Annotated in this window: 21 protein-coding genes; 9 read left to right on the top strand and 12 right to left on the bottom strand. The window is 48.0% G+C overall.

What is annotated here, in order from left to right:
* The first annotated feature begins 93 nt into the window (after window positions 1–93).
* From BLS69_RS21885 to BLS69_RS32870, 3 genes are all read left to right on the top strand, one after another.
* Complete coding sequence (locus BLS69_RS21885; protein WP_371129084.1) at window positions 94–2319, top strand: methyl-accepting chemotaxis protein; 2226 nt, start codon at window positions 94–96, stop codon at window positions 2317–2319.
* 119 nt (window positions 2320–2438) lie between these two features.
* The gene (moaA, locus tag BLS69_RS21880; protein ID WP_091036195.1) at window positions 2439–3440 is read left to right on the top strand and encodes a GTP 3',8-cyclase MoaA; all 1002 of its coding nucleotides are present in this window, start codon (window positions 2439–2441) and stop codon (window positions 3438–3440) included.
* A gap of 378 nt (window positions 3441–3818) precedes the next feature.
* The gene (locus BLS69_RS32870; protein WP_036612668.1) at window positions 3819–4655 is read left to right on the top strand and encodes a methyl-accepting chemotaxis protein; all 837 of its coding nucleotides are present in this window, start codon (window positions 3819–3821) and stop codon (window positions 4653–4655) included.
* A gap of 210 nt (window positions 4656–4865) precedes the next feature.
* Here the strand turns inward: BLS69_RS32870 and BLS69_RS21870 are convergent, their stop codons facing one another.
* Window positions 4866–5474, bottom strand: coding sequence for a LysE/ArgO family amino acid transporter (locus BLS69_RS21870; protein ID WP_091036193.1), 609 nt, complete (start codon window positions 5472–5474; stop codon window positions 4866–4868).
* Window positions 5475–5609: 135 nt separating this feature from the next.
* On the opposite strand from BLS69_RS21870, the gene BLS69_RS21865 reads away from it, so the two are divergent.
* A complete protein-coding gene (locus BLS69_RS21865; protein ID WP_091036190.1) occupies window positions 5610–7103 on the top strand; it encodes an aminotransferase-like domain-containing protein in 1494 nt (497 codons plus the stop codon).
* A 159-nt stretch (window positions 7104–7262) separates the two neighbouring features.
* Here BLS69_RS21865 and BLS69_RS21860 read toward each other — a convergent pair whose 3' ends face one another.
* The 6 genes from BLS69_RS21860 to BLS69_RS21835 form a co-directional block, all read right to left on the bottom strand.
* A complete protein-coding gene (locus tag BLS69_RS21860) occupies window positions 7263–8090 on the bottom strand; it encodes a carbohydrate ABC transporter permease (RefSeq protein WP_062836914.1) in 828 nt (275 codons plus the stop codon).
* Entirely contained in the window at window positions 8087–8971 is an 885-nt protein-coding gene (locus tag BLS69_RS21855) for a carbohydrate ABC transporter permease (protein WP_017691891.1), read from the bottom strand. Before BLS69_RS21855 ends, BLS69_RS21860 begins: the two co-directional genes overlap by 4 nt.
* 181 nt (window positions 8972–9152) lie before the next feature.
* Entirely contained in the window at window positions 9153–10433 is a 1281-nt protein-coding gene (locus BLS69_RS21850) for an ABC transporter substrate-binding protein (protein ID WP_091036187.1), read from the bottom strand.
* A gap of 147 nt (window positions 10434–10580) precedes the next feature.
* On the bottom strand, window positions 10581–11690 hold the full coding sequence (locus tag BLS69_RS21845) for a response regulator transcription factor (protein WP_256332382.1): 1110 nt from the start codon (window positions 11688–11690) through the stop codon (window positions 10581–10583).
* Window positions 11687–13477 (bottom strand): sensor histidine kinase, encoded by a 1791-nt coding sequence (locus tag BLS69_RS21840; RefSeq protein ID WP_091036185.1) that lies wholly within the window; start codon window positions 13475–13477, stop codon window positions 11687–11689. The genes BLS69_RS21845 and BLS69_RS21840 overlap by 4 nt, the downstream gene beginning before the upstream one ends.
* A 347-nt stretch (window positions 13478–13824) precedes the next feature.
* Entirely contained in the window at window positions 13825–15828 is a 2004-nt protein-coding gene (locus tag BLS69_RS21835) for a beta-galactosidase (RefSeq protein ID WP_091036182.1), read from the bottom strand.
* Window positions 15829–16076: 248 nt separating this feature from the next.
* Between BLS69_RS21835 and BLS69_RS21830 the strand changes: the two genes are divergently transcribed.
* Window positions 16077–17048 (top strand): AraC family transcriptional regulator, encoded by a 972-nt coding sequence (locus BLS69_RS21830; protein WP_091036180.1) that lies wholly within the window; start codon window positions 16077–16079, stop codon window positions 17046–17048.
* Here the strand turns inward: BLS69_RS21830 and BLS69_RS21825 are convergent.
* Window positions 17018–17647 carry a molybdenum cofactor guanylyltransferase gene (locus BLS69_RS21825; protein WP_091036176.1) on the bottom strand — a complete coding sequence of 210 codons (630 nt, stop codon included), beginning with the start codon at window positions 17645–17647 and terminating at the stop codon, window positions 17018–17020. The genes BLS69_RS21830 and BLS69_RS21825 overlap by 31 nt on opposite strands.
* Window positions 17648–17809: 162 nt before the next feature.
* Here BLS69_RS21825 and BLS69_RS21820 point away from each other — a divergent pair, with 162 nt between their 5' ends.
* The gene (locus BLS69_RS21820) at window positions 17810–19003 is read left to right on the top strand and encodes an MFS transporter (protein ID WP_091036174.1); all 1194 of its coding nucleotides are present in this window, start codon (window positions 17810–17812) and stop codon (window positions 19001–19003) included.
* A gap of 221 nt (window positions 19004–19224) precedes the next feature.
* Here BLS69_RS21820 and BLS69_RS21815 read toward each other — a convergent pair whose 3' ends face one another.
* A complete protein-coding gene (locus BLS69_RS21815; protein WP_091036171.1) occupies window positions 19225–19782 on the bottom strand; it encodes a stalk domain-containing protein in 558 nt (185 codons plus the stop codon).
* A gap of 262 nt (window positions 19783–20044) precedes the next feature.
* Window positions 20045–21778, bottom strand: coding sequence for a glutamine--tRNA ligase/YqeY domain fusion protein (locus BLS69_RS21810; RefSeq protein ID WP_091036167.1), 1734 nt, complete (start codon window positions 21776–21778; stop codon window positions 20045–20047).
* A 259-nt stretch (window positions 21779–22037) separates the two neighbouring features.
* On the opposite strand from BLS69_RS21810, the gene BLS69_RS21805 reads away from it, so the two are divergent.
* Together BLS69_RS21805 and BLS69_RS21800 are read left to right on the top strand one after the other, a co-directional pair.
* On the top strand, window positions 22038–22301 hold the full coding sequence (locus BLS69_RS21805) for a DUF2164 domain-containing protein (protein ID WP_076253656.1): 264 nt from the start codon (window positions 22038–22040) through the stop codon (window positions 22299–22301).
* Between the two features lie 46 nt (window positions 22302–22347).
* A complete protein-coding gene (locus BLS69_RS21800) occupies window positions 22348–22896 on the top strand; it encodes a GNAT family N-acetyltransferase (protein ID WP_036612698.1) in 549 nt (182 codons plus the stop codon).
* Window positions 22897–23014: 118 nt separating this feature from the next.
* On the opposite strand, the gene BLS69_RS21795 is transcribed toward BLS69_RS21800, so the two are convergent.
* Window positions 23015–23803, bottom strand: coding sequence for an SDR family oxidoreductase (locus BLS69_RS21795; RefSeq protein WP_091036164.1), 789 nt, complete (start codon window positions 23801–23803; stop codon window positions 23015–23017).
* Between the two features lie 26 nt (window positions 23804–23829).
* A complete protein-coding gene (locus BLS69_RS21790; RefSeq protein WP_091036161.1) occupies window positions 23830–24330 on the bottom strand; it encodes a GNAT family N-acetyltransferase in 501 nt (166 codons plus the stop codon).
* A gap of 262 nt (window positions 24331–24592) precedes the next feature.
* On the opposite strand from BLS69_RS21790, the gene BLS69_RS21785 reads away from it, so the two are divergent.
* Window positions 24593–25792, top strand: coding sequence for a methyltransferase domain-containing protein (locus BLS69_RS21785; RefSeq protein ID WP_176872926.1), 1200 nt, complete (start codon window positions 24593–24595; stop codon window positions 25790–25792).
* The last annotated feature ends 60 nt before the right edge of the window (window positions 25793–25852 follow it).

Raw genomic sequence — 25852 nt, 5'->3', positions numbered from 1 at the left:
TTCCTCTGTCACATATCACTTTGAAAATCACATATATAGGTCTATCCAAAGATCAGTAGAACGAAGCTTTCAAATCCAGAAATCGGGGTGGTCATGATGTTTGATTGGCTGGGATGGAAAAAAGGATTGCCGCTGTGGCGATCGTATCGGTTGAACGCACATATGAAAGAAGATGTGGAACAGATTTTTGAGGGAATTGCCGAAACGAGACGGCAGCTTATGATGGACTGGGCAGATGAACAATGGAATCACCTGGATCGTTTGCTTCAACAGATACAGTCGGTCCAATTACAGGATGTATTACAAGGTTCACAGCAACTAAGCAAACTAGATGCATGGTTTCAATCCAGTTATATTCGAGCCGTAGACAGTACGGAGCTATTCATGCTGAACGAACAGAATCAGGTGGTATTCTCTACATATAAGAAACATATTGGACAGATTTATGAAGATTACGAAGCTTTAATTGGACCAGGATTGAAATACTCCAGAGCAGATCGTCATGGAAAAAAATGCTTGTATGGTCCATATTCTGATCCACTGACGTTGGATATTGGTCCACGCTCGTCCAATTTTCACGATGATGTCACCTTGCTGTTTATCTCCCCAATCCTGCAGGAAGGTCGATATGTCGGTTCATTATGCAGCCGAGTACCCGGGGATGTACTCGGTGACCTGATCCAACGAGAATCAGGTCATATCTATCCCGATTCTGGTGACAATTATCTCTTTATGGCTGAGTCGATATTAAGGCCCCATCTGCAACCCGGCACCGCCTTATCTCGAAGCCGCTTCGAAGACCGCACCTTTACGCATGGGGAAAATCTCAAAGATGGTGTCACCACCGAATGGGGTATCGTTTCAGTCAAGGAGCATACCGAACTGGAACTCATGTTCACTGATCCATCGACTGGAGAACTACACCCCGGAGTAGCAAACACCATTCAGAATGGTTCCAATCTGTTCGTAGCCTTTCCCGGCTACTCGGATTATCGCCATATTTCTGTGATCGGCAAAGGCATCACCTTCCAGCTGCCACACTGTCCTGATCGCTGGGGCATGATGTGTGAAGGGGATCTGGAGGAAGTGTATCGGATACGAAGCATCGGCTGGCGCCAGTTCAAGCAGCACAGTCTCTTCACGCTTTTGTCAGGCGTTGCAGGAGCCGCTCTTGTCTATGCCCTCACTGGTAGTGGTTGGAGTGCGGCAGCAATGGCCGCTTTTAATGTGTTATTCGGATTCTTCACTGCATTACAGCTGCATCGTAGCCAATATCGACGGGTTCATGAAGACTTACGCCGCATCAGCCGATTTATTCGAATTAACGCCGAAGGCAGGGGGGATCTGACCCAACGTCTAGACACGTCTGCTTTTGCCCAAGACGAATCGGGTGAACTGGCGAAGTGGATCAACAACATGATTGACTCTCTGGAAGGCATTATGCTGAAGGTACAACTTGCCACGGTAGACGTTATGGACAACCAGTATCAGATGCGAACTTCAACAGAGACAACCCAGGGTACGACTGAGCGTGTGAACCACAAGCTTGGTTCGATGATTCAGGCCATTCGCACCCAACTGGAAGATCTCGATCAGGCCAGAATCGCTGCCGATCACATGCGCATAACGCTGCAACAACTGGAGACCTCTGCAACCGAACAGATCGGCGTGGCCCAGCAGGAAGTGGAACGAATCGGCGACAAAATGACCCAAATCTCAGGAGCGGTATCCGATACCAACCGTACCATCCTGTCCTTCATGGATACGATGAAAGAGATTTACCGTGCACTGGCTGTCATTGATGAAATTTCAGCTCAGACCAACCTGCTGGCTCTCAATGCTACCATTGAGGCTGCACGCGTGGGCGAACATGGTCAAGGCTTCTCGGTCGTGGCAGGGGAAATCCGCAAGCTGGCCGAGTTATCCCGCTCTTCTACTGAAAATATTCATCAGATTCTGGACCGAATCTCAACGGCAGCAGGAGCTGCATCTCAATTAATCACAGAGGGTGATCAGGTACTGGCTGAAGGAACAACACTGGTTCAGGCCGCTTCGCAACTTCTGCAAAATGCTACCACTGAAGAACCTGAGCGCACACAAGTCGTGGATCAAGTGGTCATGCTGATGGAGAATATTGCTGCAATCAGCCATCAAAATCGGGCGACTTCTGCTGAGGTAGAAGCTGAGATGATGGAGCTGATTCATGATATGTTGCAGGTTCAGCATTCTTCGCATAACGTGGAAGCCATTACGGTCTTTCTGCAACAACTCGTGGGACAATTCCATCTGAATCACCCCGCCAAAAATACTGTCATCTGACGTCATCGTTGACGCGGATTGGAGAAATAGCTAAAATTTGATGCAACTGTTCCTTTTGAAATTGTCGTATCATTTATAATAGAAGATTTCCAATCTGAACCGATGAAAGGGTGGTCTGCATGGAACTGCTTCAGGATTCATTTGGCCGGATACATGACTACATCCGTATTTCTGTTACGGACCGCTGTAATTTACGCTGTGTGTACTGCATGCCTGCAGAGGGCATGGAATTTGCTCCACATGATGAGATTATGAGCTACGAAGAAATAGCACAGGTGCTGAAAGTGCTTGCTCCAATGGGCATGCGCAAAGTCCGACTCACCGGGGGCGAACCGTTGGTACGCAAGGATCTGCATAAGCTCGTCAGCATGATCTCGGCAATTGACGGGATTGACGATATTGCCCTGACTACTAACGCTCTTCTACTGGATAAGCAAGCTCAGGCATTGAAAGACGCTGGATTGAGCCGGATTAACATCAGTCTGGATTCCCTGCGGGCTGATCGCTTCTCCATGATTACCCGCGGCGGAGAAGTGAACAAGGTACTGAAAGGCATTGAAGCTGCAACAGCCGCTGGCCTTGCTCCGATCAAGCTCAATGTTGTACTGATGAAGGGTATCAACGATGATGAGATCAAGGATTTTATTGCAATGACGATTGATCAACCTCTTCATGTGCGTTTTATTGAATATATGCCGATTGGACAGGCTTCGGATTCATGGCGCAAATCTTATTTGCCGCTGGAAGCCGTGACAGATGTATGTGCTGAAGCAGGCTGGACGGTAGAAAATACAACAGGCCCTGCGGGCAATGGCCCATCACGCAATATGAAAATTGCGGGCTCCGAAGGCACATTTGGATTGATTCATCCCGTGAGCGATCACTTCTGTGACAATTGCAACCGACTTCGGCTGACCGCTGACGGACATATCAAAGCCTGCCTCTACTGGTCGGATGAGTATAATGTTCGTCGCTTCGTGGATGATCCGGATGCCATGGCGGCGCTCTTCCTCAAAGCGCTGGGTACGAAACCAAAGAACCATGAGATGGCTCTGGCTTTGGAACAAAAAATGCAATCTCACACACCGACGGTACGGCGCATGTCCCAGATTGGCGGATAACAACAGTACGCATATAACACAACCGCGTATTACTGCGTACGTACGGTACATATTTGTACCGTCAGGATGACCTCTTCACACAACGGATGAGGTAACGCTGGCGCGGTGAACCCTTACGTAAATCAGCATCCATCACGTGAAGTGGAGCGTGTCATATGGCAAAGGTGGATAGCCAAAGCAGACAAGAACATGATGTTCTTGTCTGCTTTTTCGTTATGTTTTCATAAATCCCCGAAAAACTTCCATTCTCCTGTTTCATTTGTTGAAAATTTAATTAATATACTTTATGCCCTTATTAGGCCTTCAAGATTAACCTCATTCTGACGATGTATACAATACATCTAGATGATACATATACATTATAGGAGCTGAATCTTATTGAACATCGTTGAAGCACTCGTTGCAGCCAGTCCATATTTTAAAATTATGCTGAAAGAACACGATATCATGATTGCGGTAACCGATACCGAGAAGTTCTGGTATTATGTTCCCAGCAACGAGCTTGATCTGGGCATCAAGGCAGGAGACCCCGTTTCCCTCGATGACCCTACACTCCGCCGGGCACTTATACATGGGGAAACTTCAGCGAACCGAATTGATGCAAAATTCTATGGCACATCAATCAACTCGGCGGCTACCCCACTTCGGGATGAGCAAGGAAATATCGTGGGTACACTTGCCATCGGTTTCTCTCTTCAGAATGAGGAAAAACTGGAGTACTTCACTGAATTGATCGGCGGTATCAGCGGAAAATTAACAGATATGGTGCAGACGGTAGCTGCCCAGTCCGAGCAGTTGACGGCATCTTCCACGCAGATTTTGGATAATACCCGCATGGCTGTACAGAACTCAGGCGAAGTTAATAAGGTCGCCGCATTCATCCGTGAAATCTCAGAACAGACCAATCTACTGGGGCTGAATGCGGCCATCGAAGCAGCACGAGCCGGCGAAGCAGGCGCCGGATTTAGCGTCGTTGCATCTGAAGTGCGTAAACTTTCTACAGGTACCAAAGAAGCTACGGTGAATATCGAACGTTCTTTGAAGGATGTTCAGCATTCCATTCAGCAGATGGAGCAAGAGATCACATCCATCTCACAGTCTAGCAACCAACAAGCGGTGCTGGTAACCGAGTTCAGCGAGGTCATTGATCAGTTGAACAGTGTAAGCCGTGATCTGAAAGTGTTTATTGAATCCATGTTACTGAAGGCAGAATAAATCCGATTACGATGACCTTAACTCAAATGAGCAACCATATATAAGAGACGCTACACCAAAGCGTTATCAAGCACTACATGTTCCAACTCAATAGATCACCAGGCTATGCTGATCACCAATTTCAGCATCCACATTGAACTCTTCGTGCGATTAACGTCACGGGGAGTTTTTTATTTTAACAAGTTGTGTCAGCCACATCACGGTCCTTTTTTAGGAATAGATGAGCTTCCACAGCATCATAACCGCCAACCCAACCATGACCACAGCAGACAACCGATTAAACACCAGACTGATGCGTCCAGTTCGATCCGTTCTCCCAACCACCCTGCCTGCGCCTGCAAGTCCCAAGAACCATATCCACGACACAGCTGCCGCTGTCAGGGCAAAATACATGCGCTCCACCCCATCATACTGAAGTGAACTGGTGCCAATCACGGCAACCGTATCCAGCAGAGCATGCGGATTAAGTAAAGATACCGATGCAGCAAACGCAATCTGGCGCCCCGCTGACATTACCGTCTGCGAACCTTCCACAGATTCGGACGACCTCCAGATACTCCAAGCCATATACAGCAAAAACAAGCTTCCTGCGCCATACAACACATTCGCCAGCAATGGCCATTGCAGCAAAATGAGTGATACTCCTCCAACGGCTGCCCCGATCAACAGCGTATCACTGACCCCTGCCGTTATTACAGCAGGCAGTGCATGTATATAACGCCTCTGGCTCATGCCCTGGTTAAAAATAAATACATTCTGCACACCCAGTGGCAAGATCAGGCCAAACGCCAAAACCACTGCATGAATAACAACCTCCATCGTTCTTCCCCCTTATCTTTGTCCTCCATATTAGGGCAGATGATAACTGACGTAACCAACCACTTGGATGGCATCAGACCCAACCAAATGATATAGTGTTTGTTACAAAGAAAAACGGAGGTGATTCTGCCGGTTATGGAACGCTCTGATTCCCGGCTAAACATGGGTTGGAAGCCAAATCCTTCTCTCGACTTGCCCTTATATCGCCAGATTGAAGCCTATATCCGGCAGAAAATCACAACGGGCGAATGGTCCGCAGGATACCGTCTCCCATCACAGCGAATATGGGCTGAGTCCATGGGAGTAAACCGCAGTACATTGGTCACTGCCCTTGATAATCTGGCCGCTGCGGGTCTGCTTGAAGGCAGACATGGCGGGGGAACTTATATTTCCGGCTCCGGTTGGCATGGCATGGCTCACGGAGCCATGCCCAACTGGAACGAAGCCATTGAGGAGGGCTGGTATTATCCCAACCTGCCCGAGATCCAGCAGATTAATCAGGCTGAATTCAGGCCTGGCATCATACGTCTTGGTACAGGGGAACTTGCCCCGGACCTGATGCCTCAGGATGCTTTTAACGACATTCTGTACTCCCTGTCCCATCGTTCTCGTACACTGAACTACCTGGAACCTCAAGGAAGCCTGGAGCTTCGTGAGGCTTTATCCGTCCATTTGCAGACTACCGGCATTCAGGCCTCTCCAGATTCCATACTGATTGTATCCGGTTCTCTTCAGGCGCTGCACTTGATTTCGGTCGGACTGCTCCCTCGCGGATCAGCGGTTCTGTTGGAAAAACCGTCGTATCTCTATTCCATTCACGCCTTTCAGTCAGCAGGGTTGAAAATGAGTGGTATCCCGATGGATAACGAAGGCCTACACATTGCACGCCTGGAGGATGCTGCGCAGCATGTCAAAGATCAAGATCATATCTCGCTTCTCTACACGATCCCGAGCTTTCACAATCCCACCAGCTCTGTCATGAGTGATCACCGCCGGGAAGAACTCATGACCACCGCTCGAACACTAGGCATCTCCATACTGGAGGATGCCGCCTACGGTGATCTATGGCTGGATACACCTCCTCCGTCATCACTGAAGGCGCGTGATCAGGAAGGACGGGTGCTGCATATGGGTACCCTGTCAAAGGCAGTCAGTCCCGGTCTGCGCCTCGGATGGCTGGTTGGGCCAGAGCCGGTCATTCGCCGTCTCGCAGATATCAAGATGCAGACCGATTATGGCACCAGTTCACTCGCCCAAGAAGCTGCTGCCCTGTGGTTCGCAGAAGGACATCATGCAGGACATATGGAACGCCTTCGCCCTGAGTTACGCAAACGAAGAGACTTCATGCTGGATCTGTTGCAACAGCACTTTCATGGCATAGCGGAGTGGGAAATACCCGCTGGGGGCTTTTATATCTGGTTGCAATTCACTGTATCCCCTCTCTCCATCCGCCAATTGTTCCATACCTGTCTGGAGCAAAATGTACTTATCCACCCGGGCTATCTGTATGACAGGCTGGACGCGAGTCACATTCGGCTCTCATACGCGTATGCTTCACCTGATGAGATGGAACGTGGAATACAATGCCTCGCAGATGCCGTCCACAGACTTATAGACTCTAGCTCCTGACTTCGACGAATACTGTTTCCTGATTTCACCACAAAAAAACAGCCTTGACCTGGAAGGACCATGTCCTTCAGATCAAGGCTATTCGCGTAAGTTTCGTAAGTTTGTCCGAATACCAGTACGGGCAAATACCAGCTGCGCTGCGGGATACCTTTGAATGTTTTACCCTTTGACCGCACCCTCCGCAATCCCCTCCATGATAAACTTCTGGAAGAACGCATAGATCAGAATAACCGGAATCGCAGTCAGTACCAGGGAGGACAGAATCAACGGCCATTCCTTGTTATATTCACCAAACAGCATGTTCGTGGACAGAATCAGCGTATAACGATTCACATCGGTCAACATGAGCAGTGGCAGCAAGAAGTCATTCCAGATCCACAGGAAGTCCAGAATTGCGATGGTGACTGTGATCGGAAGCAGCAGCGGGAAGATAATCTGGAAGAACGTCTGGAACTCATTACATCCGTCAATCTGAGCCGACTCCTCCAATTCACGCGGAATGGACTTCACAAACCCGTGATAGAGGAAGATCGCCATGTTCACACCAAGCCCGATATAGATCAGGGCCAATCCGTACGTGCTTCCTTGCACACCCATGCCTTTGGCTACCCGTGTCAACGGAATCATGATCGAGTGGAACGGTACCAGCATGGAAGCAACAAACAGGAAGAAGATCAGGTTGCTCAAACGTCCGGAGGTACGTGACAGCTTGTATCCCGCAAGTGAGGCACAGAAGACAATTCCCCCGATCCCCAGAAAAGATACAATCGCCGAATTCATCGAACTGCCCAGCAGATTGATTTTGTTAAACGCGTCCGAATAATTCTCCCAGTGCAACGTTGTTGGCAGCGCGATAAAGGATTGGAACATCTCACCTTGTGTTTTGAAAGAGTTCACCACGGCCATGTAGATCGGCAGCATAGCGACGAGAGAACCCAGAATCAGCAGCAGTCGAATCAGATAACTGTTCAGTCGTTGCATCCTCATGCTTCCACCTCTTTCTTCTTCATGACGGTGATCTGGATGAGTGTAAAGATGAGCACGATGATGAACAGCACAACCGATTTGGCACTCGCATAGCCGTATCTGAAGTTATTGGAGAACGCTTCTTCATAGATGTTCATCGTGATAACCTGCGTGGCCCGGCCCGGTCCACCACCAGTCAGTCCATACACCACTTCAAACACTTTGAATGCTCCGTTCAATGTCAGGAAGAAACAGATGGTCACGGCATGAGTAATCATCGGCAACACCACATTGCGCAGTACCTGGAATGCGTTGGCCCCATCAATAACAGCCGCTTCCTTGAGACTTTTTGGCACCCCCTGGAGAGCGGCCAAATAGATGATCATCATATACCCTACACCGTTCCAGAGCGATACGATCAGAATGGAGTAAAATGAAAACTTCGGATCACCCAGCCACTGCTGGTCGAGGAACGAAAAAGCCAGTTTCTCTGCGAGTTGTGGTAACACCTGAGAGAAGATGAATGTCCACATGAAAGCACTGATGATTGTACTGATCATGTTAGGCATGAAGAACAGCGTCCGGAAAAGCCCTTTGCTGCGCGTCCGTGACTCTATCAACACGGCGAGTAACAAGGCAATTCCATTTTGCAGAATCAGCATAAATATTACATATTTCATCGTGAACCACAGGGAGTTCAGAAAGTCGGGATCTTCTTTGAACAATTCCACAAAGTTGCCCAGACCGATAAAACTGTAATCCCGATTGAGTCCGTTCCAATCCGTCAGACTATAGAACATGCCACTAAACGTGGGATACAGCAGGAAAATCGCATAGATGACAAAGGCAGGCGCAGTGAACGCGAGCAGTGACAGATACTTCTTGAACACATTCGTAGCCATTGGTTCTCCCCCTTTTCACTCGAAGCGGATGATTGTAAACGAGGGAACGAAGAACGTTCTGCCTGCCATATCATCTGCTTGGAGACTGCGACGAAATAAAGTACCGCTAATTTGTTGACAAAACTCCCAAAACCGTTGAGATTTTGCCAACAAAAGCAGGTACTAAATTTCTCGCAACTCCTTACTTGTTGACCTTGTTGTAGGATTTCCACGCCTTGTCGAGCGCATCGATAACCTGCTGTTGATTTAGTTGTCCAGAGTAGTAGCCTTGCAACGCTTTGCCTGACTCGTCTTTCACCGCTTGAGGAAGGGATGGGTCCTCATAAGCTTTACCTTCACTCACATATTTCTGGGCATCGTCTACCCACGGGAAGCTCTTGAAGTCATGGATCTTGGCAATCGGATTGAACTTGAGTGCTTCGAAGAATGCACTTGAATCCTTGTCATCGAGAATGTAGTTCACGAAATCGAGTGCCACTTCTTTGTTTTTGCTAGATGACGATACTGCCAGTGAAGTGGAGGTGCTCAGATTGATTTTGGTATCATCCGGATTGTCATTGATCGGCATTGGTGCTACACCAAAGTTAAAGTCCGGGTTGGACTTCAGAATCGTTTCGGCAAACCATGGTCCCTGAATCCACATCGCGGCGCTTCCTGATGCGAAGGCTGCTGAACCATCATCTCCACCCACTTCCAGCGCTTTGTCTGTTCCATTGGCATTGACGAGATCGAAGATATCAAACAATGCTTTCATATCGGAAAAGGAGCCCTGATCCTGATTCATCTTCTCCACGAAGTCTTTGTGCTCAGACTGAGTTAATGCACCCACGGTAAGTGGCAGGAATAATTGCGGAATCCAGGCTTCTTTGTAGGACAGTTCAAACGGTGTAATGTTGGCTGCTTTGAGTTTCTCCACGACCGCTTTCATTTCCGTTAACGTCGTTGGCACTTCCAGTCCTTGCTCTTTGAAAATATCTTTATTGTACAGATAGCCCCATGATACTGTTTCCAATGGAACAGCTACGATTTTGCCCTCCGCATCCGTTATGGAAGGTTTAACCGAATCCAGCAGCTTATCGACAAAAGGTTGGCCCGACAGATCTTCCAGATAACCAGCTTTGCTGAACGGTGGAATCTCATTGACCGCATGCAAGGCGAACACATCCGGTGCATCATTGGAGGCGAGTCGTGTCTTCAGAATCTGAGGCGCATTGTCCGCAGGCGGCATCTCCAGTTGCACGTTCACCTCAATGTTTTTCTCTGCTTTCTCCTTGGCTTTGAACTGTTCTATATATTTATCGTAATGTTCTTTCAGCCGAGGTTGTGCAACAAATACTTTGAGTGATACCGTGCTGCCTGACGCCGATTCCTCCTGCCCATTGTCCGTTCCTGCATTGGAACCGCAACCTGCGAGCAGAACACTGACCAGTACCGCACTTGCTACGCTTTTCCATACTTTCATCTCTTATGACCTCCCGGTGTGTAACTGGTTTGTCTTTCATAGGCTCATTATATATCAGAGAATGAAAGCGCTTCATTGGACAAAATTAGACTTGTGTATTGGATTATTTTAAACCTTAATCCTGCCACAAATGCTCTCTCAAACGACTCATTCCGTGCTACTGCCTGAATTGCCTGACATACGAGCTTGTCCCTTCCGCATCTCCCCTGGAGATACTCCGAAATGCTTCTTGAATACCCGATAGAAGTAGGACACATCCTCATAACCCGCCATCTCGGCAACATGCTTGAACGGAATCTGTTCATCCATCACCCATTCTTTCGCTCTCGTCATACGTAATTGGACAACATAGTCGGTCACGTTCACATCGTACTCTTTCTTGAATACCTTGCTGAGATATTCCTTGCTGACAAAAAAGATCTGGGCGAGCTGCTCCAGCGTAATCATCTCCATACAGTGCTGCTCAATATATTGCTTCACCTCGTCTAGGTTCAGCTTGTTCTTGAATTTACGCTGCGCAATCAGCTGCTCCAAAGCCTGGTAGTATGGAGTCGAAATCCATGTGATCGTGGATTCAATGGAAGCCAGTGCAGCCGCAGGAGGTAGCGCCGTTGCTTCGGGCCGCTCGTACAAGCCATTGGAGACGCACAGTTCATCCAACAAAGCCTGTAGTTCATGAGCCACCCTTCCAAGCTGCCGAGGTCTGTTAATCTCGCATCGTTCCAGCTTCTGCTTCAATTGTTGGAACCACTCACGCAGACTCTGAACGTTCAGGTCATTAAACCGCAAGCGAGCCTGCTGCTGAAACAGGGAGAACTCACCTGCGAACGTAGAAGGATACGATTCCCATGATTCAGGCGCTGATTCAACCTTTTCCAACTCTTTTGCACATTTGGCAAGTACACCATTCAGTTCATCCGGATTCACCGGTTTGAGCAGATAATCTGCAGCCCGATGGCGGATTGCATGTTTTGCATAATTGAAGTCGTCATATCCGCTCACCACGATCACCTTGATCTGTGGGTACTGTCCGCTCAGCGTCTGTAGCAGCTCCACACCGTCTGTACCGGGCATGCGCATATCCGTAATGATAATGTGAGGCTGATGCTGCTTGACCAGTTGTATGGCCTGCTCGCCATCCTCTGCCTCACCTGCAATGGTCATGCGGAGTTCATTCCAATCTCCGAGATTGCGTAAAATATCCCGGTTCCACGGTTCATCGTCCACCAGCAGCACTCTGTACAGTTCCTTTGTCACAAGGCTTCGCCTCCTGTATTGCAGGGGATTCGTACCGTAACGCTCGTCCCCTGTCCGTATTCACTTTCCATGCTCATCCCATATTCAGGTCCAAAATGCATTACTATTCGTGAGGCCGCATTGACCAGTCCAATACTTGTGCCTGAGCTCCATACCCGATCTGCCTGCCGGGTAAGCCGCTCCAGTCTGGACTGCATCTCCATTAGTTTCTCAGCATCCATACCCACGCCGTTATCACAAATTCGAATGGTTACATCTGTAGGTTCACAGACGACCTCAATGCCCAGCTTCCATTCGCCCTGTTTCTTCTCCAGACCATGCAAAAATGCATTCTCCACAATGGGTTGCAAAGACAACTTGGGAATATAACACGCCCGAAGTTCTCCGGTAATCTCCAGTTTATATTCAAGCCTGCCGGCAAAACGTTGCTTCTGAATCAGCATATAATGCTCCAACTGATCGAGTTCAGACTGTAGAGGGACAAGTCCATCCGGCGCTCGCACAATATAACGAAACATCTCGCTTAAGGCTCGAATGACTTTGTAACTGTCTGCCGGTTTTTGCGAGTAGACCATGCCGCCAATCATTTGTAGTGTGTTTTGCAGGAAATGCGGATGGATCTGGGATTGCAGTGCTTTGAGCTCGGCCGTCTGCTTCTCCAGATTCATTAGGTAGTTGTCGCGAATATGTTCGCGAATACGACTTGCCATGCCGTGCAGGTTTTTCTCCAGCAGGCCAATCTCATCTACCCGGCCGCTTCGTACCACTTCCCTGTCCTTGATCAGTTGGATACCCTTCATGGAATTTGCCAGTCTGACAATGGGCTTTGATGTACGCCAGGCCACCAGCGCAGCTAGTCCCACAGATATGACGGTTGCTAGGCCACCCACAACCAATCCATATTTCATCGTGTCCAAAGCACTTTCGTTAACGACATGGGCAGGTACAATCTTGATCACACGCAATCCTGACGGCTCGATGGAGTGAAAGAATACATATTCTTTGGCTGTCCGTATGAAGCCCGAACTTTCTTTTGTGCCTGCCAATTTCTCCAGTGCTTCCGCAGACGGCTGAATCTCTTGGTTTGGCTGATAGACCGGACTGCCCGTATTGTCCGCAATGTATACCCCATAGTCTCCCCGGCTATTCAGCAGCTCCAGGGTCTGGTTGAACTCAGCCCACTTGACCTCCAGACTGATGGCCCCGATCTGTGCCTGATCCTCGAAGCGGTTCATACTACGGGTCATGTGAAACTTTTGCGGATCGTCCGGATCATTGATAATCGTAAAATCTTTATGTTGTGCAAAAAGCTCATGATACCCCTCCGGTATTTCCGATACCGCCTTGATGCGAGAATCCATGGAGTTGAAGGTGAACAGGGTGTCCAATTCTTTCAGATACAGTTCAACGCCAAATACATAATTGCCGGCAGAATAGTATACACTGTTCAGCATATTGAACATGGCCTTCTGTTCGTCGAATCGGCTGGCTGCCGGCGCTTCCTCGTTCAACGCCAGATATTGATGCAATTCGTCACTGATCTGAATCGAATAGATAATATTGTTCATGCGAGCGAACTGTTCACCCAGATAGATGGAGGCCCAGTTCATATTGGCTCGGTTGGTCTCCATAATCTCCTCTTCCATGGAAGAGCGGGTATTCTCGGCTGCCATAGCGGTCATGGCAATGACGGGCAGAACGGCCAGCAGCGTCATGGTAAGAATCAATTTATTGCGAATGCTGCGTTTGAAAGGATCTGTCAGCTTCCGATAACATTCGGTAAACACAGCGCATCCACTCCTGAGCTAAAATAGACAAACGCCCCAGCATGGAAGCCGAGGGCGCTTTGGTCTTTATATTCGTTTGGAAATGTTAAAATATCACGTTATACAATAGATTGAATGGTTACACGAGATCACTACGTGGTCAGAACAACGCTCTGATCGCTGTTATCACCGGATTTTTTTGATTCCCTTTTCGAAGGGGAAAATCCGTTGATAAAGGCGAGGTGTATGCTTCCGATGCAGCTTTCTTTCAGAAAGCTTTTAGCTCCGCTTCCTCAGGTTATTTCTGCCCTCTCCGTTAACGTGCACATGTTAAATTCAACTTATATACCTATATTTATTATTTCCTATTATTGTTCGATAATCCGTATGCCCCATGGCTCAAGTTCGATCTTCTCTCCCGCAGCTATCGGGGTTCCTGCCAGGAGTTCGGTCCCTTCGCCATAGGCGTTCACGAAGGATGTTGCCTCATCCGCATAATTGAAATAATAGCGAATCCTGTTCCCCTGATCGTTCACACCTGTCTTCACAATGATAGGAAAAGCCAGTTCCTGATCCGCTCCCCATACGCCCGCTTCCTTCATGACACGTTCCAACACCTTACGGATCACCGCAGAACTGGTATAACATCCGACATAGGTTGCTTTGCCTTTTCCATAGGTGTTCTGGGTAATTGCCGCATATTCGCCCCAATGTGGATGATCATACCAAGCAAGTACTTCAGCCGTTGTTGGTGTGATCAGTTCCATCCAGGTGTGAATCTGGTTCTGCTCCTGACCAACCTCGAATGGATCATCGCGCAGCGAGACATGTTTGGGCTCTACAAAAAGGTTATAACTGATCCCGCATGCCTCACTGATCAGGCCGGGCTGGCGGGTAGAGCGTACCTTGATATGCTCATTTGTGAATCCGCTTTTGAACGAGTAGACGATATGTCCGCCATCCTGTACGAATTGATTCAATTTTTCCAGCAATGCATCCGAAGCAGCATACAGAGCAGGTACAACGAGCACATCATACCCCGCATAACTCTCAACCGATGGATCGATCAGGTCACAGCCAATGTTCATCTTGTACAATTCATCGTACATCCAGCGCACCACGTCATTGTAGTTCTTGTCACTGGTGAAGTTAAATCCAAACCATTTAATCGATGTGAGCGCCTCATTGCTGAACAGCACAGCTACCCGATTCTTTTTCTTCAGATTAACGAGCTTTGGACTGAGTCGGGCAAAATCCCTGCCAATGGTCTTTGCTTCGTTGTACACCGGATTCGGTTCGAAATCATGACTGAGCAAACCTTTCCAATACGTCTCAAACGAATTGTGCAACGAATGCCAGTGCCAGTAAGCGACCATGTTCGCTCCTGATGCCAGATGACTGAATGCCTGCAAACGTAGCTGTCCCGGATAGGGAACCCAATGCCAGAACGCCTGGGCTTCGGTCTCCAGCACCAGATAGTTCGATTGTTTGGTGGAACGCGCCACATCGCCGCCGAATGAAATCTCGATGCCCGTCAGATCATCCTGGGAAGGATGGTAGATGTCCACACTAGTGATGTCAAAAGGTTTCGATGCGGCAAAATGATCCACATCCCCTTGAATGCCGTAAGAATATCCACGCCAGTCAAAGTCAAAATTCTGAGTAACAAACTGTCCTTCCTGTTTGTATTCATTCACGATTCCCACTTGCCAAGCCAAAAAGTTGGTTACCAGCTGTCGCTGGAACTTGGCAAATTCAGCGCCAAGACTGCCGTTGATCGTTCCTACAACAGACGGGAAGTCTTCCCAGCTATTGATTCGATTGCTCCAGTAGTCGAGGCCAAATTCCTTGTTGAGTTCATCCAGAGAACTGAACTTGTTCCGCATATATTTGACGAATTGCAGTTGTACATTATCTCCGGCCGTATTGTAATGCTTCGTCTCGTTATCTGTCTGATATCCAATTACCGCTGGATGTGTGCTTACCCGAGAGATCAGCTTGCGGATGATCCGCTCGGCATAGAATAGATAGGTCGGATGGGTAATGTCCATAATCTGTCTTGCGCCGTATTTACCAGGTCCCTGTGAGGTTGTAGCCAGAACGTCCGGATGTTCTTTAACCATCCACGTTGGAACAGCATACGTTGGTGTGCCAACGATGACCTGAATCCCCGCCTCATGCATGGCATCCAGCACACGGTCTACGGAAGAGAAGTCAAATACGCCATTCTGCGGTTCATGGGTACTCCAGGTTGATTCTGCAATGCGGACCACATTGATCCCTGCATCCTTCATCATCTGAATGTCCTTGTCCAATCTTTCGTAAGGCATATATTCATCATAGTAGGCTACACCATATAATAATTTGTCCATGATTTAATCTCCTTTTTAGGTGGAAAATTTAATGATCTTGACGTGTGAAAGAGTTGACATATTCCAATCCACAATGGTAGCGTTTACATTATTATCGGTTGAAGAACTTCGATTGTTCAGCAACCACTTCAAACGCTGATGTGTTTCATGGATTATCCATGCCCGCGTTAAACTGATTATAATGAAGTATACTACGAGTGCCGATTGTATAAGGCAAGTTGTTTTTACCCTTTTCCGAGGTGAATATGATGGATATCCGATCACAGCTCCGAGAAATGCCTCACCATACGCTGGCCCACTGGCTACCTATTATCGACTGTAACATCAAATTCTATGGTGCGCACAGCCAACAAGTACCCTATGGATGGGCGATGCCGGAAGAATCACATCCAGGCTTTGAGATTATGTTGATCATCGAAGGTACGCAGGAGAGTGTGATTCATGGTTTTACCTATACCGTGGAGGAAGGTTCCATTCTTCTCATTCCTCCAGGGTTCAAACATACGAATCAATGTGTATCCACGGAAGGCATGACTTATTTTAGCGCTCATTTTAATGTGGATGATCCCGTCTTCACCCTGAAGCTGATGTCACAGCATAGCCAAATCTACGCAGCAGATACAGCTGATAATAAGAAGATGCGCGTTGTACTGGAGAGTTGGATGGGGATGATTAACGTATCTGAAGCCTACACGTCCACTGACAAAATGATCATGCAGGCCCGCATGTTTGAACTGTTCGCCCTGTTGTCCCAAGCCGCTGACAATGAACCGGAGACCACCACTTCCGTTGCTGCTTCACATGCACCAGCTCCAACAGCCATGCATTATGCGGGAGCTATAGCGGAGGCAATCAAGCAGGCATTCCATGCCCAGCTTCGAACCAAGGAAAGCAGTGTATCCACGGTCAAAGTAGAGCAGATTATATCCTCGTTTGGCATCAGCCCGGGATATGGTCTACAGGTCTTTCGCAAGGTGTACGGGCGTTCACCCAGAGCTTACTTGTCCAGCTTGAAGTTGCAGGAGGCCAAAGTGCTGATCGAACAGCCAGAGCTGTCGCTCGGGGAAATTGCGTGGAAGCTCGGTTACACCCATCTGTCCCATTTCAGCAGACAATTCAAACGTTGGACAGGCCAAAGCCCGCTTCAATATCGCAATCATCATGCAGATGCATCAGGTGATCCTGTATCCTACAGATCGGAATCGAGTCCAGAAGCTTGATTACGGATACGTTCGTACTCTTCCGGCGTGTTCATATTATTCATTTGCATCGCTACTTGATGAACGCCAGCTCTCTCAAGCTCTTCCGCTTCGACATAACAGCAACCGATTTCTTCAAGCCATCTCATAACTCGAAGATGATCCTGTATCAGACGCTGCTCGAGATCAGGAAGCACTCGTTTGTGGTAAGCCCCTGCAAGAGGGTGGACATGTCCATCCACGCGTGGAACGATAGCAGAATAAGAGTTATGCGATTCGACCAGTTTTTTTATTCCATCAAAGAAAGACGTTTGCAGGAGCGGCATATCGCAGGCGCATACCAGATTCCAGTCTGTATCGGAAGCTTCCAGTGCCGCGTGAAGACCGGCGAGTGGCCCCTTCCCCGGATAGTGATCATGAACGCAGTCGTAGCCCATTGCTCCGTAGGTTGTCACATTGGGTCCGGCAGCCACGATGATACGGGATACGGCGGGTCTCATGGCCTTGGTGACATGTTGCAGTACAAGGGAACCATTCAGTTCCAACATGGCCTTGTTGCTCCCCATGCGACTGGATAAACCTCCTGCCAATATGATGCCTGTCCATTCCCTCGTGTTCATGATGTCTTGCTCCCTCCTTGTAACGATGTGAGCTTGTTATATCAATGGATCAACTTTTTCTATAGATTGAATCCCCTTTCAACAAATGATACATTGAACAATATGCATTTGAAAGGAATGGCTTAATTGGACAGACCTGCACCTTCAAGAGGCAATCCCTCATTGGTTTCTCTGAAACTATATAACTTTTTCATATATGGAGCCATCTCGATCTTCGCCGGATTCCTGCAGCTTTACCTGCAAGAGATCGGCATGACCAAGCTGGAGATTGGCAGTCTCATGGCGATTGGACCCTTTGTATCCTTGTTTGCCAACCCATTCTGGGGTTTCTGGAGCGATAAATCTCGCAACATTCGCATCATTCTGATGATTATGATGGGAGGTACATTTGTGCTCGCCCAGGGTGTATTCTATGCGCCCACTTATACATGGATCTATGTAGCCATGATTTTCTTTTATTTTTTTCAAAGTCCATTATTCGCCCAAACGAACAGCCTGATTCTCGGATATATCGATGGGACAACCCAAAAATTTGGGTCATTCCGGCTCTGGGGTTCACTCGGTTGGGCACTGACTGCCGTCGCAGCCGGACCGCTCATTGACCGTTTTGGCATCGGCAGTGTATCCATTATATTTGCGTGCATGATTGCCACCGCCTTTGTATTATCCGTATTTCTACCCAGACAGCCGATCGCTTCGGATACACCCGTGGTTACTTTTCGGCGGTTTGGCAAAGTCATGTTCAATCCGTATTTTATGGCATTTATCGGCCTGGGTGTACTCGTATCGGTGCCTAATGCGATGAACAGTACTTTTATGTCACTATATATTGTAGAAATGGGTGGCGACAAACAGATGGTCGGCTGGGCCATCTTCACCTCATCCATTCTCGAAGTCGGCGTATTCCTGCTGCTCGACCGCCTACTCAAACGCAAGATGAGCATGCTCTTGGCATCTCTCATTTTGATCAGTTTGCTGTTTGCACTGCGCTGGCAGCTCATGGCACTGGCTAACAACCCGCTGGAGATTGTATTCATTCAGTTGATGCACTCCATTACGTTTGGTGGGTACTTCTATGTGGGTACGCAACTGACCATGCTGTTTATTCCAAGACCTTACCGTTCCTCCGGTCAAGCGGTGTATACGATGGCCTGGGGCGGTCTCTCCGGCGTGATTGCCGGTCTGTTCGGCGGCTGGTTGTTCCAGAGCTTCGGTGCGGAAATCATGTATAGCATCGGCGTATTCTTCTCGCTCATCGGCGCGGTCGGATTTGGCATCATGTGGTTATCGAATCGACGTAACGGCTATCAGCCAGTTGTATTGACGGAGATGGGTAATATGGATGAGGATAGATAATCTTTTGTTACAGGCTATTTCGAACGTTAAGGTTACACTGGAGCACTCCGATGACAGAACAATCTTTCGATCGCTGTTATCCCCGGATTTTCTTGATTTCCTTTTCAAAGGGTGAAATCCGGGGATATAGCGGAGCTGTAGTTCGTTCTATCACAATATGAATACTATGCTAGTTTCTCTATAGATTTTAAAGTTGAACAAAAGAAAATACACGATTTTAACTAATCATTAAACTGAACAAACACATGCATATACTTATCTAATCCTGGAAGTCCGGTCGTTTCATTGATTTCCAAAAAATTGAGTTTTTCTTCCCAATCCAATCTTTCCTGATCGGAATCGTCAGCAGCATATTCAAAAATATATACTAAGACAAAAGCATCAATACTCGAGACCCCGTTTTTCAACTGTACCCACTCTTGAGGGAGCACAACTTGATTTTTACCCGCTGTGATTTCTTTGCCAGAGAAATTAAGAATCAGTTCTTGTCCTTCATTTTTAATCGTGGTGATTTTTTTCTTTCCATCCCATTCAAACGTTGCTCCGGATCGTTTAAAAACATCTTTCACTGGGATATAAATGGAATTATAAGTTGATTTTGTTGACTTTCCTTCCTTAATGACACTTAGTTCAACTTTTTTTAGTGATGAATTATACACATTTGCCGCACGTTCCTTAAAAGGGAGATCCATTAGGGATTGGTCCAAAGCAGCAGATGCAACGGATCCTACACAGACAACTAAAGTTAACATCAACAATAAAGAAACAAATCGCTTCATCTTGATTCCTCCTTGGAATTATTGTTCACATTAACTTAAACGTCGAAAGTTGGAAAAATGTTCATTTTAGTATCCCGTTGTATTAATAATTATTTTCTTGTGTATCCACACAGAACCAGGACTTGTACCAGTACAACCTTCTTTAGCAATTGCAGGCGCACAAGAAAAAGGCGTCTCCATTGGCTTATTGCCCTGGAGACGCCTTTTACGTTCATAGATTTAAGTTTACTGCTAACCTATCGTCCTACCTATACGCTTCACATTATGCCTTCGGCAGTTGGAATGAGCTTTTCAGGGATACAACCCGGTTAAATACCGGACGACCTGGCTCGGAATGTTTTGGATCTACACTGAAGTAACCATGACGGAAGAATTGGAATTTATCCTGCGCGTTCGCTTCCTTCATTTCTTGCTCCACATACCCGTGAACAACCTCAAGGGAGTTCGGGTTCAGTTGATCCAGGAACGTTTTCTCCGGTTGCTCTTCCACAACCTCAGTTTCAGCTCCAGCTACTGCCACTTCCACCTCTGCTTCCGGTGCTTCATCCAAGATCAAAGGCTCATACAGACGGAATTCAGCAGGTACCGCTTGAGTCGCTTCTACCCAGTGGATCGTACCTTTAACTTTACGGCCTGTGAATCCACTGCCGCTCTTCGTCTCTACATCATAGGTACAATGAATCTCGGTCACATTGCCTTCTGCGTCCTTGATCACATCATTACATTTGATGAAGTATGCATGTTTCAGACGAACTTCGTTGCCAGGGAACAAACGGAAGTATTTGTTCGGCGGATTTTCCATGAAATCGTCTTGTTCAATATAAATCTCACGGGAGAACGGAATTTGGCGATTACCCATCTCTGGGTTCTCCACATTGTTCTCTGCTTCGAGCCATTCCACTTGTCCTTCAGGGTAGTTGGTAATAACCACTTTAAGCGGGTGCAGGACAGCCATCGTGCGCGGAGCTTTCAGTTTCAAGTCTTCACGTACAAAGTGCTCCAGCGTTTGCAGGTCGATAACCCCTTGGCTCTTGGAAATGCCTGTTTCGAATACAAAATCACGAATGGCTTCCGGTGTATATCCCCGGCGACGCAGACCCGAAATCGTTGGCATACGTGGATCATCCCATCCATCCACATGGCCTTCGTCCACGAGCAGTTTCAGCTTCCGCTTGCTTGTCACCATCTGGGACAGGTTCAAGCGGCCAAATTCGTATTGACGCGGCTTACTCTCCATCTCACATTCTGCAATAACCCAATCGTAGAACGGGCGTTGATCCTCGAATTCCAGGGAACAGAGGGAATGCGTTACACCTTCAATTGCATCTTCGAGCGGGTGAGCAAAGGCGTACATCGGATAGATACACCATTTGTCGCCCGTGTTATGATGGTGTGCATGTGAAATCCGGTAAATAACCGGATCGCGCAGATTGATATTCGGTGCAGACATATCGATCTTGGCACGCAGCACTTTCTCTCCGTTCTTGAATTCACCTGCACGCATACGTGTGAACAGGTCGAGATTCTCTTCCACCGAACGATCACGGTACGGGCTGTTCTTGCCCGGCTCCGTCAGTGTTCCGCGCATTGCACGGATTTCGTCGGCGCTTTGGTCGTCGATGTAGGCTTTACCCTTTTTAATCAACAAGACAGCACGGTTGTACATCTCGTCAAAATAATCCGAGGCAAAACGTTTCTCATTCCACTCGTATCCGAGCCATTTCACGTCTTCCTGAATCGATTGAACGTACTCTACATCTTCCTTGACCGGGTTCGTGTCATCAAAGCGCAGATTCGTTTTGCCGCCAAATTCGCCGCCCAGCGTAAAGTTAATCCAGATCGCCTTGGCATGGCCGATATGCAGATAACCGTTCGGTTCCGGAGGAAAACGGGTAATAACTTCCTGGACTTTCCCAGACCGGAGATCTTCGGTAATAATATTTTTGATAAAGTTAGGTGGGGTTGTACGATTGTCCACAGGTATCAAACCTTTCATGAATGGATTGGAGCCTTCGGGAATTGCAGCAATTCCGGCTATAATTCCTTAATAACGAAGTCATTTCCTGAAAAAATCTATTTTCTTGGAAAGTTTCGTACGCGTTTCATTTAAATATACCTTTAACGGGGGAGGAGTTCAATAAAGAACGGCACCAAAGTCAGGATCAGCCGTGCATAAATAGGCCCAAAACCATTTTGACGGGTTCGCTCGAATCATGTAGCATGATAGTAAAAACAAATTAAAGGGAGGGTTTCCCATTCCATCGAACTCGCTTAAACTGACCAAAGAACAGCAGGATGAAGCCATTCGCACCATACAGTCGTATTTCGAAGAAGAACGTGGCGAAGAACTCGGTGATCTGGCCGCTTGGGGTGTCCTCGACCTGTTCATGACACAGCTCGCTCCCTACATATATAATCAGGCACTCCGTGACGCACGCACAACGGTCAATCAACGCATGGCCTCAATGGAAGAAGACCTGTTTGCACTGGAGCAAAAGTTACCCAAGACCTCACGTTAATCCACTACAAACAAACCCATACTAATAAAGAAAGAAGGTTGCATTCATGTTTACCTATTCATTGGATGAATATACCGAACTCCGGCCACTGGCCATGGAACACACCAAACCGCTGTTCGAACTGACGGATCGTTCGCGGGATCAACTGCGACATTGGTTGCCGTGGGTGGATCATGTCACAGAAGTGGAACACACCTCAAACTTCATTACCAACGCGTTAAAACAAGGTGCCGAGAATGGCGGATTCACCGCCGGAGTATGGTCAAAAGGGGATCTCGCTGGCGTCATCGGATTCCACGAGATTAACTGGACCAACCGCTCCGTAAGCATCGGATACTGGCTTGGAAAAGGCTTTGAGGGTCAAGGCTTGATGACAAGCGCTTGTCGCGTTCTGGTAGACTATGCACTAGTCACACTGGATCTAAATCGCGTCGAGATTCGCTCGGCAACAAACAACAAACGGAGTCGTGCTATCCCAGAAAGACTCGGATTTGTTCTCGAAGGTGTCATTCGCCAGGCAGAGAAGTTGCCTAAAGGTTACGTGAACCATGCAGTATACGGCATGCTTCAGCATGAATGGGAACTCTTGCGCTAATTCGCTTACATAATGAATCGGGAGTGATCTCTCCCAACATAATAGATCAACACGAATACCCTCGATCTCCACGTATTGTGGTGACAGAGGGTATTTATGTTATTGTATTCAATGACTTTTATAGGGCTCGGACCATGCCACCATCCACGATCAATGAGGTTCCGGTAATGTACGTATTGGCCCCGGATAACAGGAACACCACCGCTTTGGCAAACTCCTCTGGTTGACCATAACGGCCGAGTGGAATCTCCTTGCGGAACTGTTCAGAGACTTCGTCTTCACTGACTCCGTTCTGCTCTGCCCGTGCGGCATCCAGCTCACGAATGCGGTCTGTTGCAATACGTCCCGGCGCCACCGTGTTGATCAAAATTCCGTATGGAGCCAACTCCTGGGATAACGTCTTCGCCAATCCGAAAACGCCGGTACGGAACGTGTTGGACAGCACCAGACCCGGAATGGGCTGCTTCACCGAAGTTGAAGCGATATTCACAATGTGTCCTCCGCTTTCTTTCATATAAGGAAGAGCAGCGCGAATCAGCCTTACATAACTGAGTACATTTAATTCAAATGCACGCTCCCAATCTTCATCCGTCAGTGACTCAAATGAACCCGATGGCGGGCCACCCGAATTGTTCACCAGAATATCAATCTGCCCAAACAGCTCCGCTGTCTTGTGAATCAGAGCCTCAATATCTTCCTTGCGTGTCACATCGGTTGCACAATATTCCACACGTCCACCACCACCAAGCGCCAGAAGCTCCTGCTTCACTGCTGCGAGCTTTTCTTCGCTCCGGCTGGCAAGCATGACGTCAGCACCTTCTGCTGCCAATTGAGCGGCTACCGCTTTGCCCAGCCCGCGACTGGAAGCCAACACCAGCGCTTTTTTACCTTGAAGTCCCATGTCCATCGTTGTTCCTCCTCCTCAGCTAGTTTCTATTTGGTCTGGATAAAATAACCCATAAGAATATCGTCCACATACTTGCCTCCGATATAAAACTCGGAAACCAACCTGCCTTCCTTCACAAATCCACACTGTGTATAAAACGTGATGGCTCCCGGATTGCTGGAGAGCACGCGCAGCCTGAGCTTGCGAACACCTTGTTGGGCCGCATGCTGCTTGATGGCATCCATCAAAGCTGTGGCAATGCCACAACGCCGATCATGAGGATGAACTGCAATATGAATCTCGTAGACATGACGGTTGACCGGCATACCTGTGGCTGGCTGAAAGCCCACATAACCACATACCCGCTCTCCCTGCACCGCAATCAATTGACTGCCTGGCGGGCAATGCTGCAGATATTGTTGTCTAGAACGCCATTGCATCGGTGCAGGAGAGGTGTATTTGTCCCATACCAGGGCATCCAACCCCATTAGCTGGGCTGCATCTTTAATCTCCGATGGACGAATCGTAAATGTATGGCTGGTAAGCATAATAATTCAACCTTTCGTGCTATAGTCGACAACGCTGTACGTTACAACGTCGGGAGATTTAAGAAAGTTAAGAAATTTATGAAACTTTAGAAATACGTTGTTCGTTTGCTTCATTGTTTACATATGTTCGTTCTATATATTGTAGCATAGCCTCAGCTTTGACTAAAATTCCGCTCGGTCTTGAACCTTTTAGCAAAATGAGAAAAACACTTAACCTTGCCGTAACGTCATGGTTTATACTGGTCCGATAAGGAGGGGATGCATGATGAATATCAAAGAGGCAGCAAGCAGGCTTGGTATATCGGCAAGAGCCATTCGTTTTTATGAAGAAAAAGGATTAATTCTCCCCGCCAAACAGTCCAGTAACGGGTATCGTACCTATACCGAGAATGATATCTGGCGGCTTCAGACCATTGCTGCGCTGCGTGAGATTGGCATGTCCCTACAGGATATAACACACGCGCTCGGAGAGATTGATCAAGGGAATCAGCAACGGCTGGAAGAATATCTGGAGCTGCAACAGGCCGTCATGTATGCCCAGTGGATTGAGTTGAAACGTATGATGGATACAACCCAGCGCATGATTGACCTGAATCGTCAGGACGGTCCGCTGGATGTCAGCCATCTACACGATCTCGCGGACAGTGCCCGTCGCCTGCGCGAAGCCCGGCAGAACTGGCATGATCGGTGGAATTATGACACGCAGGCAGCCATCCATGATCAACGAGTGCAGGCAGAAGGCAGAGTCAGTACTGAACACCCCAGCATAGAGGGCAGGCATCATTCAGCCACCCCCTCGCCTATAAGCGATGAGAATGAAGTTTCACCTCCACACCAGGATGCAGATCATCCCACGCCAGGCGGTTCCAATGATACGGTACAGTCTTCCTTTTATCTGTATCACAACTATGACGAAGCGCTCGAACAGACAACTCATTGGATCTCTCCCGCCCTTGGTGAGAAAGGACTCGATATTGGTACAGGCACAGGTAATCTGGCTGGGAAACTGCTACAGCACGGCGCAGACATGACTGCAATCGACCAATCCCGGGAGATGCTGCGCAGATGCCGCACCAAGTATTCTGAGATGCACGTGAAACTTGGTAATTTTCTGGCGCTGCCTTTTGCCGATCATTCCTTCGATTTTGTTGTATCCAGCTTTGCTTTCCATCATCTGAGTCCAGATCAGCAAACATTGGCATTACAGGAGATGCAGCGGGTATTAACCTCGCGCGGACGTATCGGCCTAACCGATCTGATGTTTGTTGATGCGACTCACCGTGATTCCTATATTCGGGAGGCAGAAACCACAGGACACGAGGAACAGCTGCGCGCCTTGCGCGAGCGTCACTTCCCTCTGCTGGGTGAGCTATGCAGCTGGTTGGAACAACAGGGCTACGTAACAAAGCATGTGCGGCATAATGAGCTGTTGCATACATTGCTGGCGGTTCCGCTGCGGTGACCAATCATGAGCATATGCCAAAAAGGCCATCCCGCCTTGAATAAAGGAGGATGACCTTGG

It is taken from the genome of Paenibacillus sp. CF095, assembly GCF_900101225.1.
Lineage (GTDB): Bacteria > Bacillota > Bacilli > Paenibacillales > Paenibacillaceae > Paenibacillus.
The sequence above is the reverse complement of the archived record's forward strand: the minus strand, read 5'-3'. Positions and strand labels throughout refer to the sequence as shown.

Excerpts from the sequence above, each read along its gene's own strand:
- BLS69_RS21885 (WP_371129084.1), top strand. The coding sequence starts at position 94 with ATGATGTTTGATTGGCTGGGATGGAAAAAAGGATTGCCGCTGTGGCGA.
- moaA (WP_091036195.1), top strand. The coding sequence starts at position 2,439 with ATGGAACTGCTTCAGGATTCATTTGGCCGGATACATGACTACATCCGT.
- BLS69_RS21870 (WP_091036193.1), bottom strand. The coding sequence starts at position 5,474 with ATGGAGGTTGTTATTCATGCAGTGGTTTTGGCGTTTGGCCTGATCTTG.
- BLS69_RS21865 (WP_091036190.1), top strand. The coding sequence starts at position 5,610 with ATGGAACGCTCTGATTCCCGGCTAAACATGGGTTGGAAGCCAAATCCT.
- BLS69_RS21860 (WP_062836914.1), bottom strand. The coding sequence starts at position 8,090 with ATGAGGATGCAACGACTGAACAGTTATCTGATTCGACTGCTGCTGATT.
- BLS69_RS21855 (WP_017691891.1), bottom strand. The coding sequence starts at position 8,971 with ATGGCTACGAATGTGTTCAAGAAGTATCTGTCACTGCTCGCGTTCACT.
- BLS69_RS21850 (WP_091036187.1), bottom strand. The coding sequence starts at position 10,433 with ATGAAAGTATGGAAAAGCGTAGCAAGTGCGGTACTGGTCAGTGTTCTG.
- BLS69_RS21835 (WP_091036182.1), bottom strand. The coding sequence starts at position 15,828 with ATGGACAAATTATTATATGGTGTAGCCTACTATGATGAATATATGCCT.
- BLS69_RS21830 (WP_091036180.1), top strand. The coding sequence starts at position 16,077 with ATGGATATCCGATCACAGCTCCGAGAAATGCCTCACCATACGCTGGCC.
- BLS69_RS21825 (WP_091036176.1), bottom strand. The coding sequence starts at position 17,647 with ATGAACACGAGGGAATGGACAGGCATCATATTGGCAGGAGGTTTATCC.
- BLS69_RS21815 (WP_091036171.1), bottom strand. The coding sequence starts at position 19,782 with ATGAAGCGATTTGTTTCTTTATTGTTGATGTTAACTTTAGTTGTCTGT.
- BLS69_RS21810 (WP_091036167.1), bottom strand. The coding sequence starts at position 21,778 with ATGAAAGGTTTGATACCTGTGGACAATCGTACAACCCCACCTAACTTT.
- BLS69_RS21800 (WP_036612698.1), top strand. The coding sequence starts at position 22,348 with ATGTTTACCTATTCATTGGATGAATATACCGAACTCCGGCCACTGGCC.
- BLS69_RS21795 (WP_091036164.1), bottom strand. The coding sequence starts at position 23,803 with ATGGACATGGGACTTCAAGGTAAAAAAGCGCTGGTGTTGGCTTCCAGT.
- BLS69_RS21790 (WP_091036161.1), bottom strand. The coding sequence starts at position 24,330 with ATGCTTACCAGCCATACATTTACGATTCGTCCATCGGAGATTAAAGAT.
- BLS69_RS21785 (WP_176872926.1), top strand. The coding sequence starts at position 24,593 with ATGATGAATATCAAAGAGGCAGCAAGCAGGCTTGGTATATCGGCAAGA.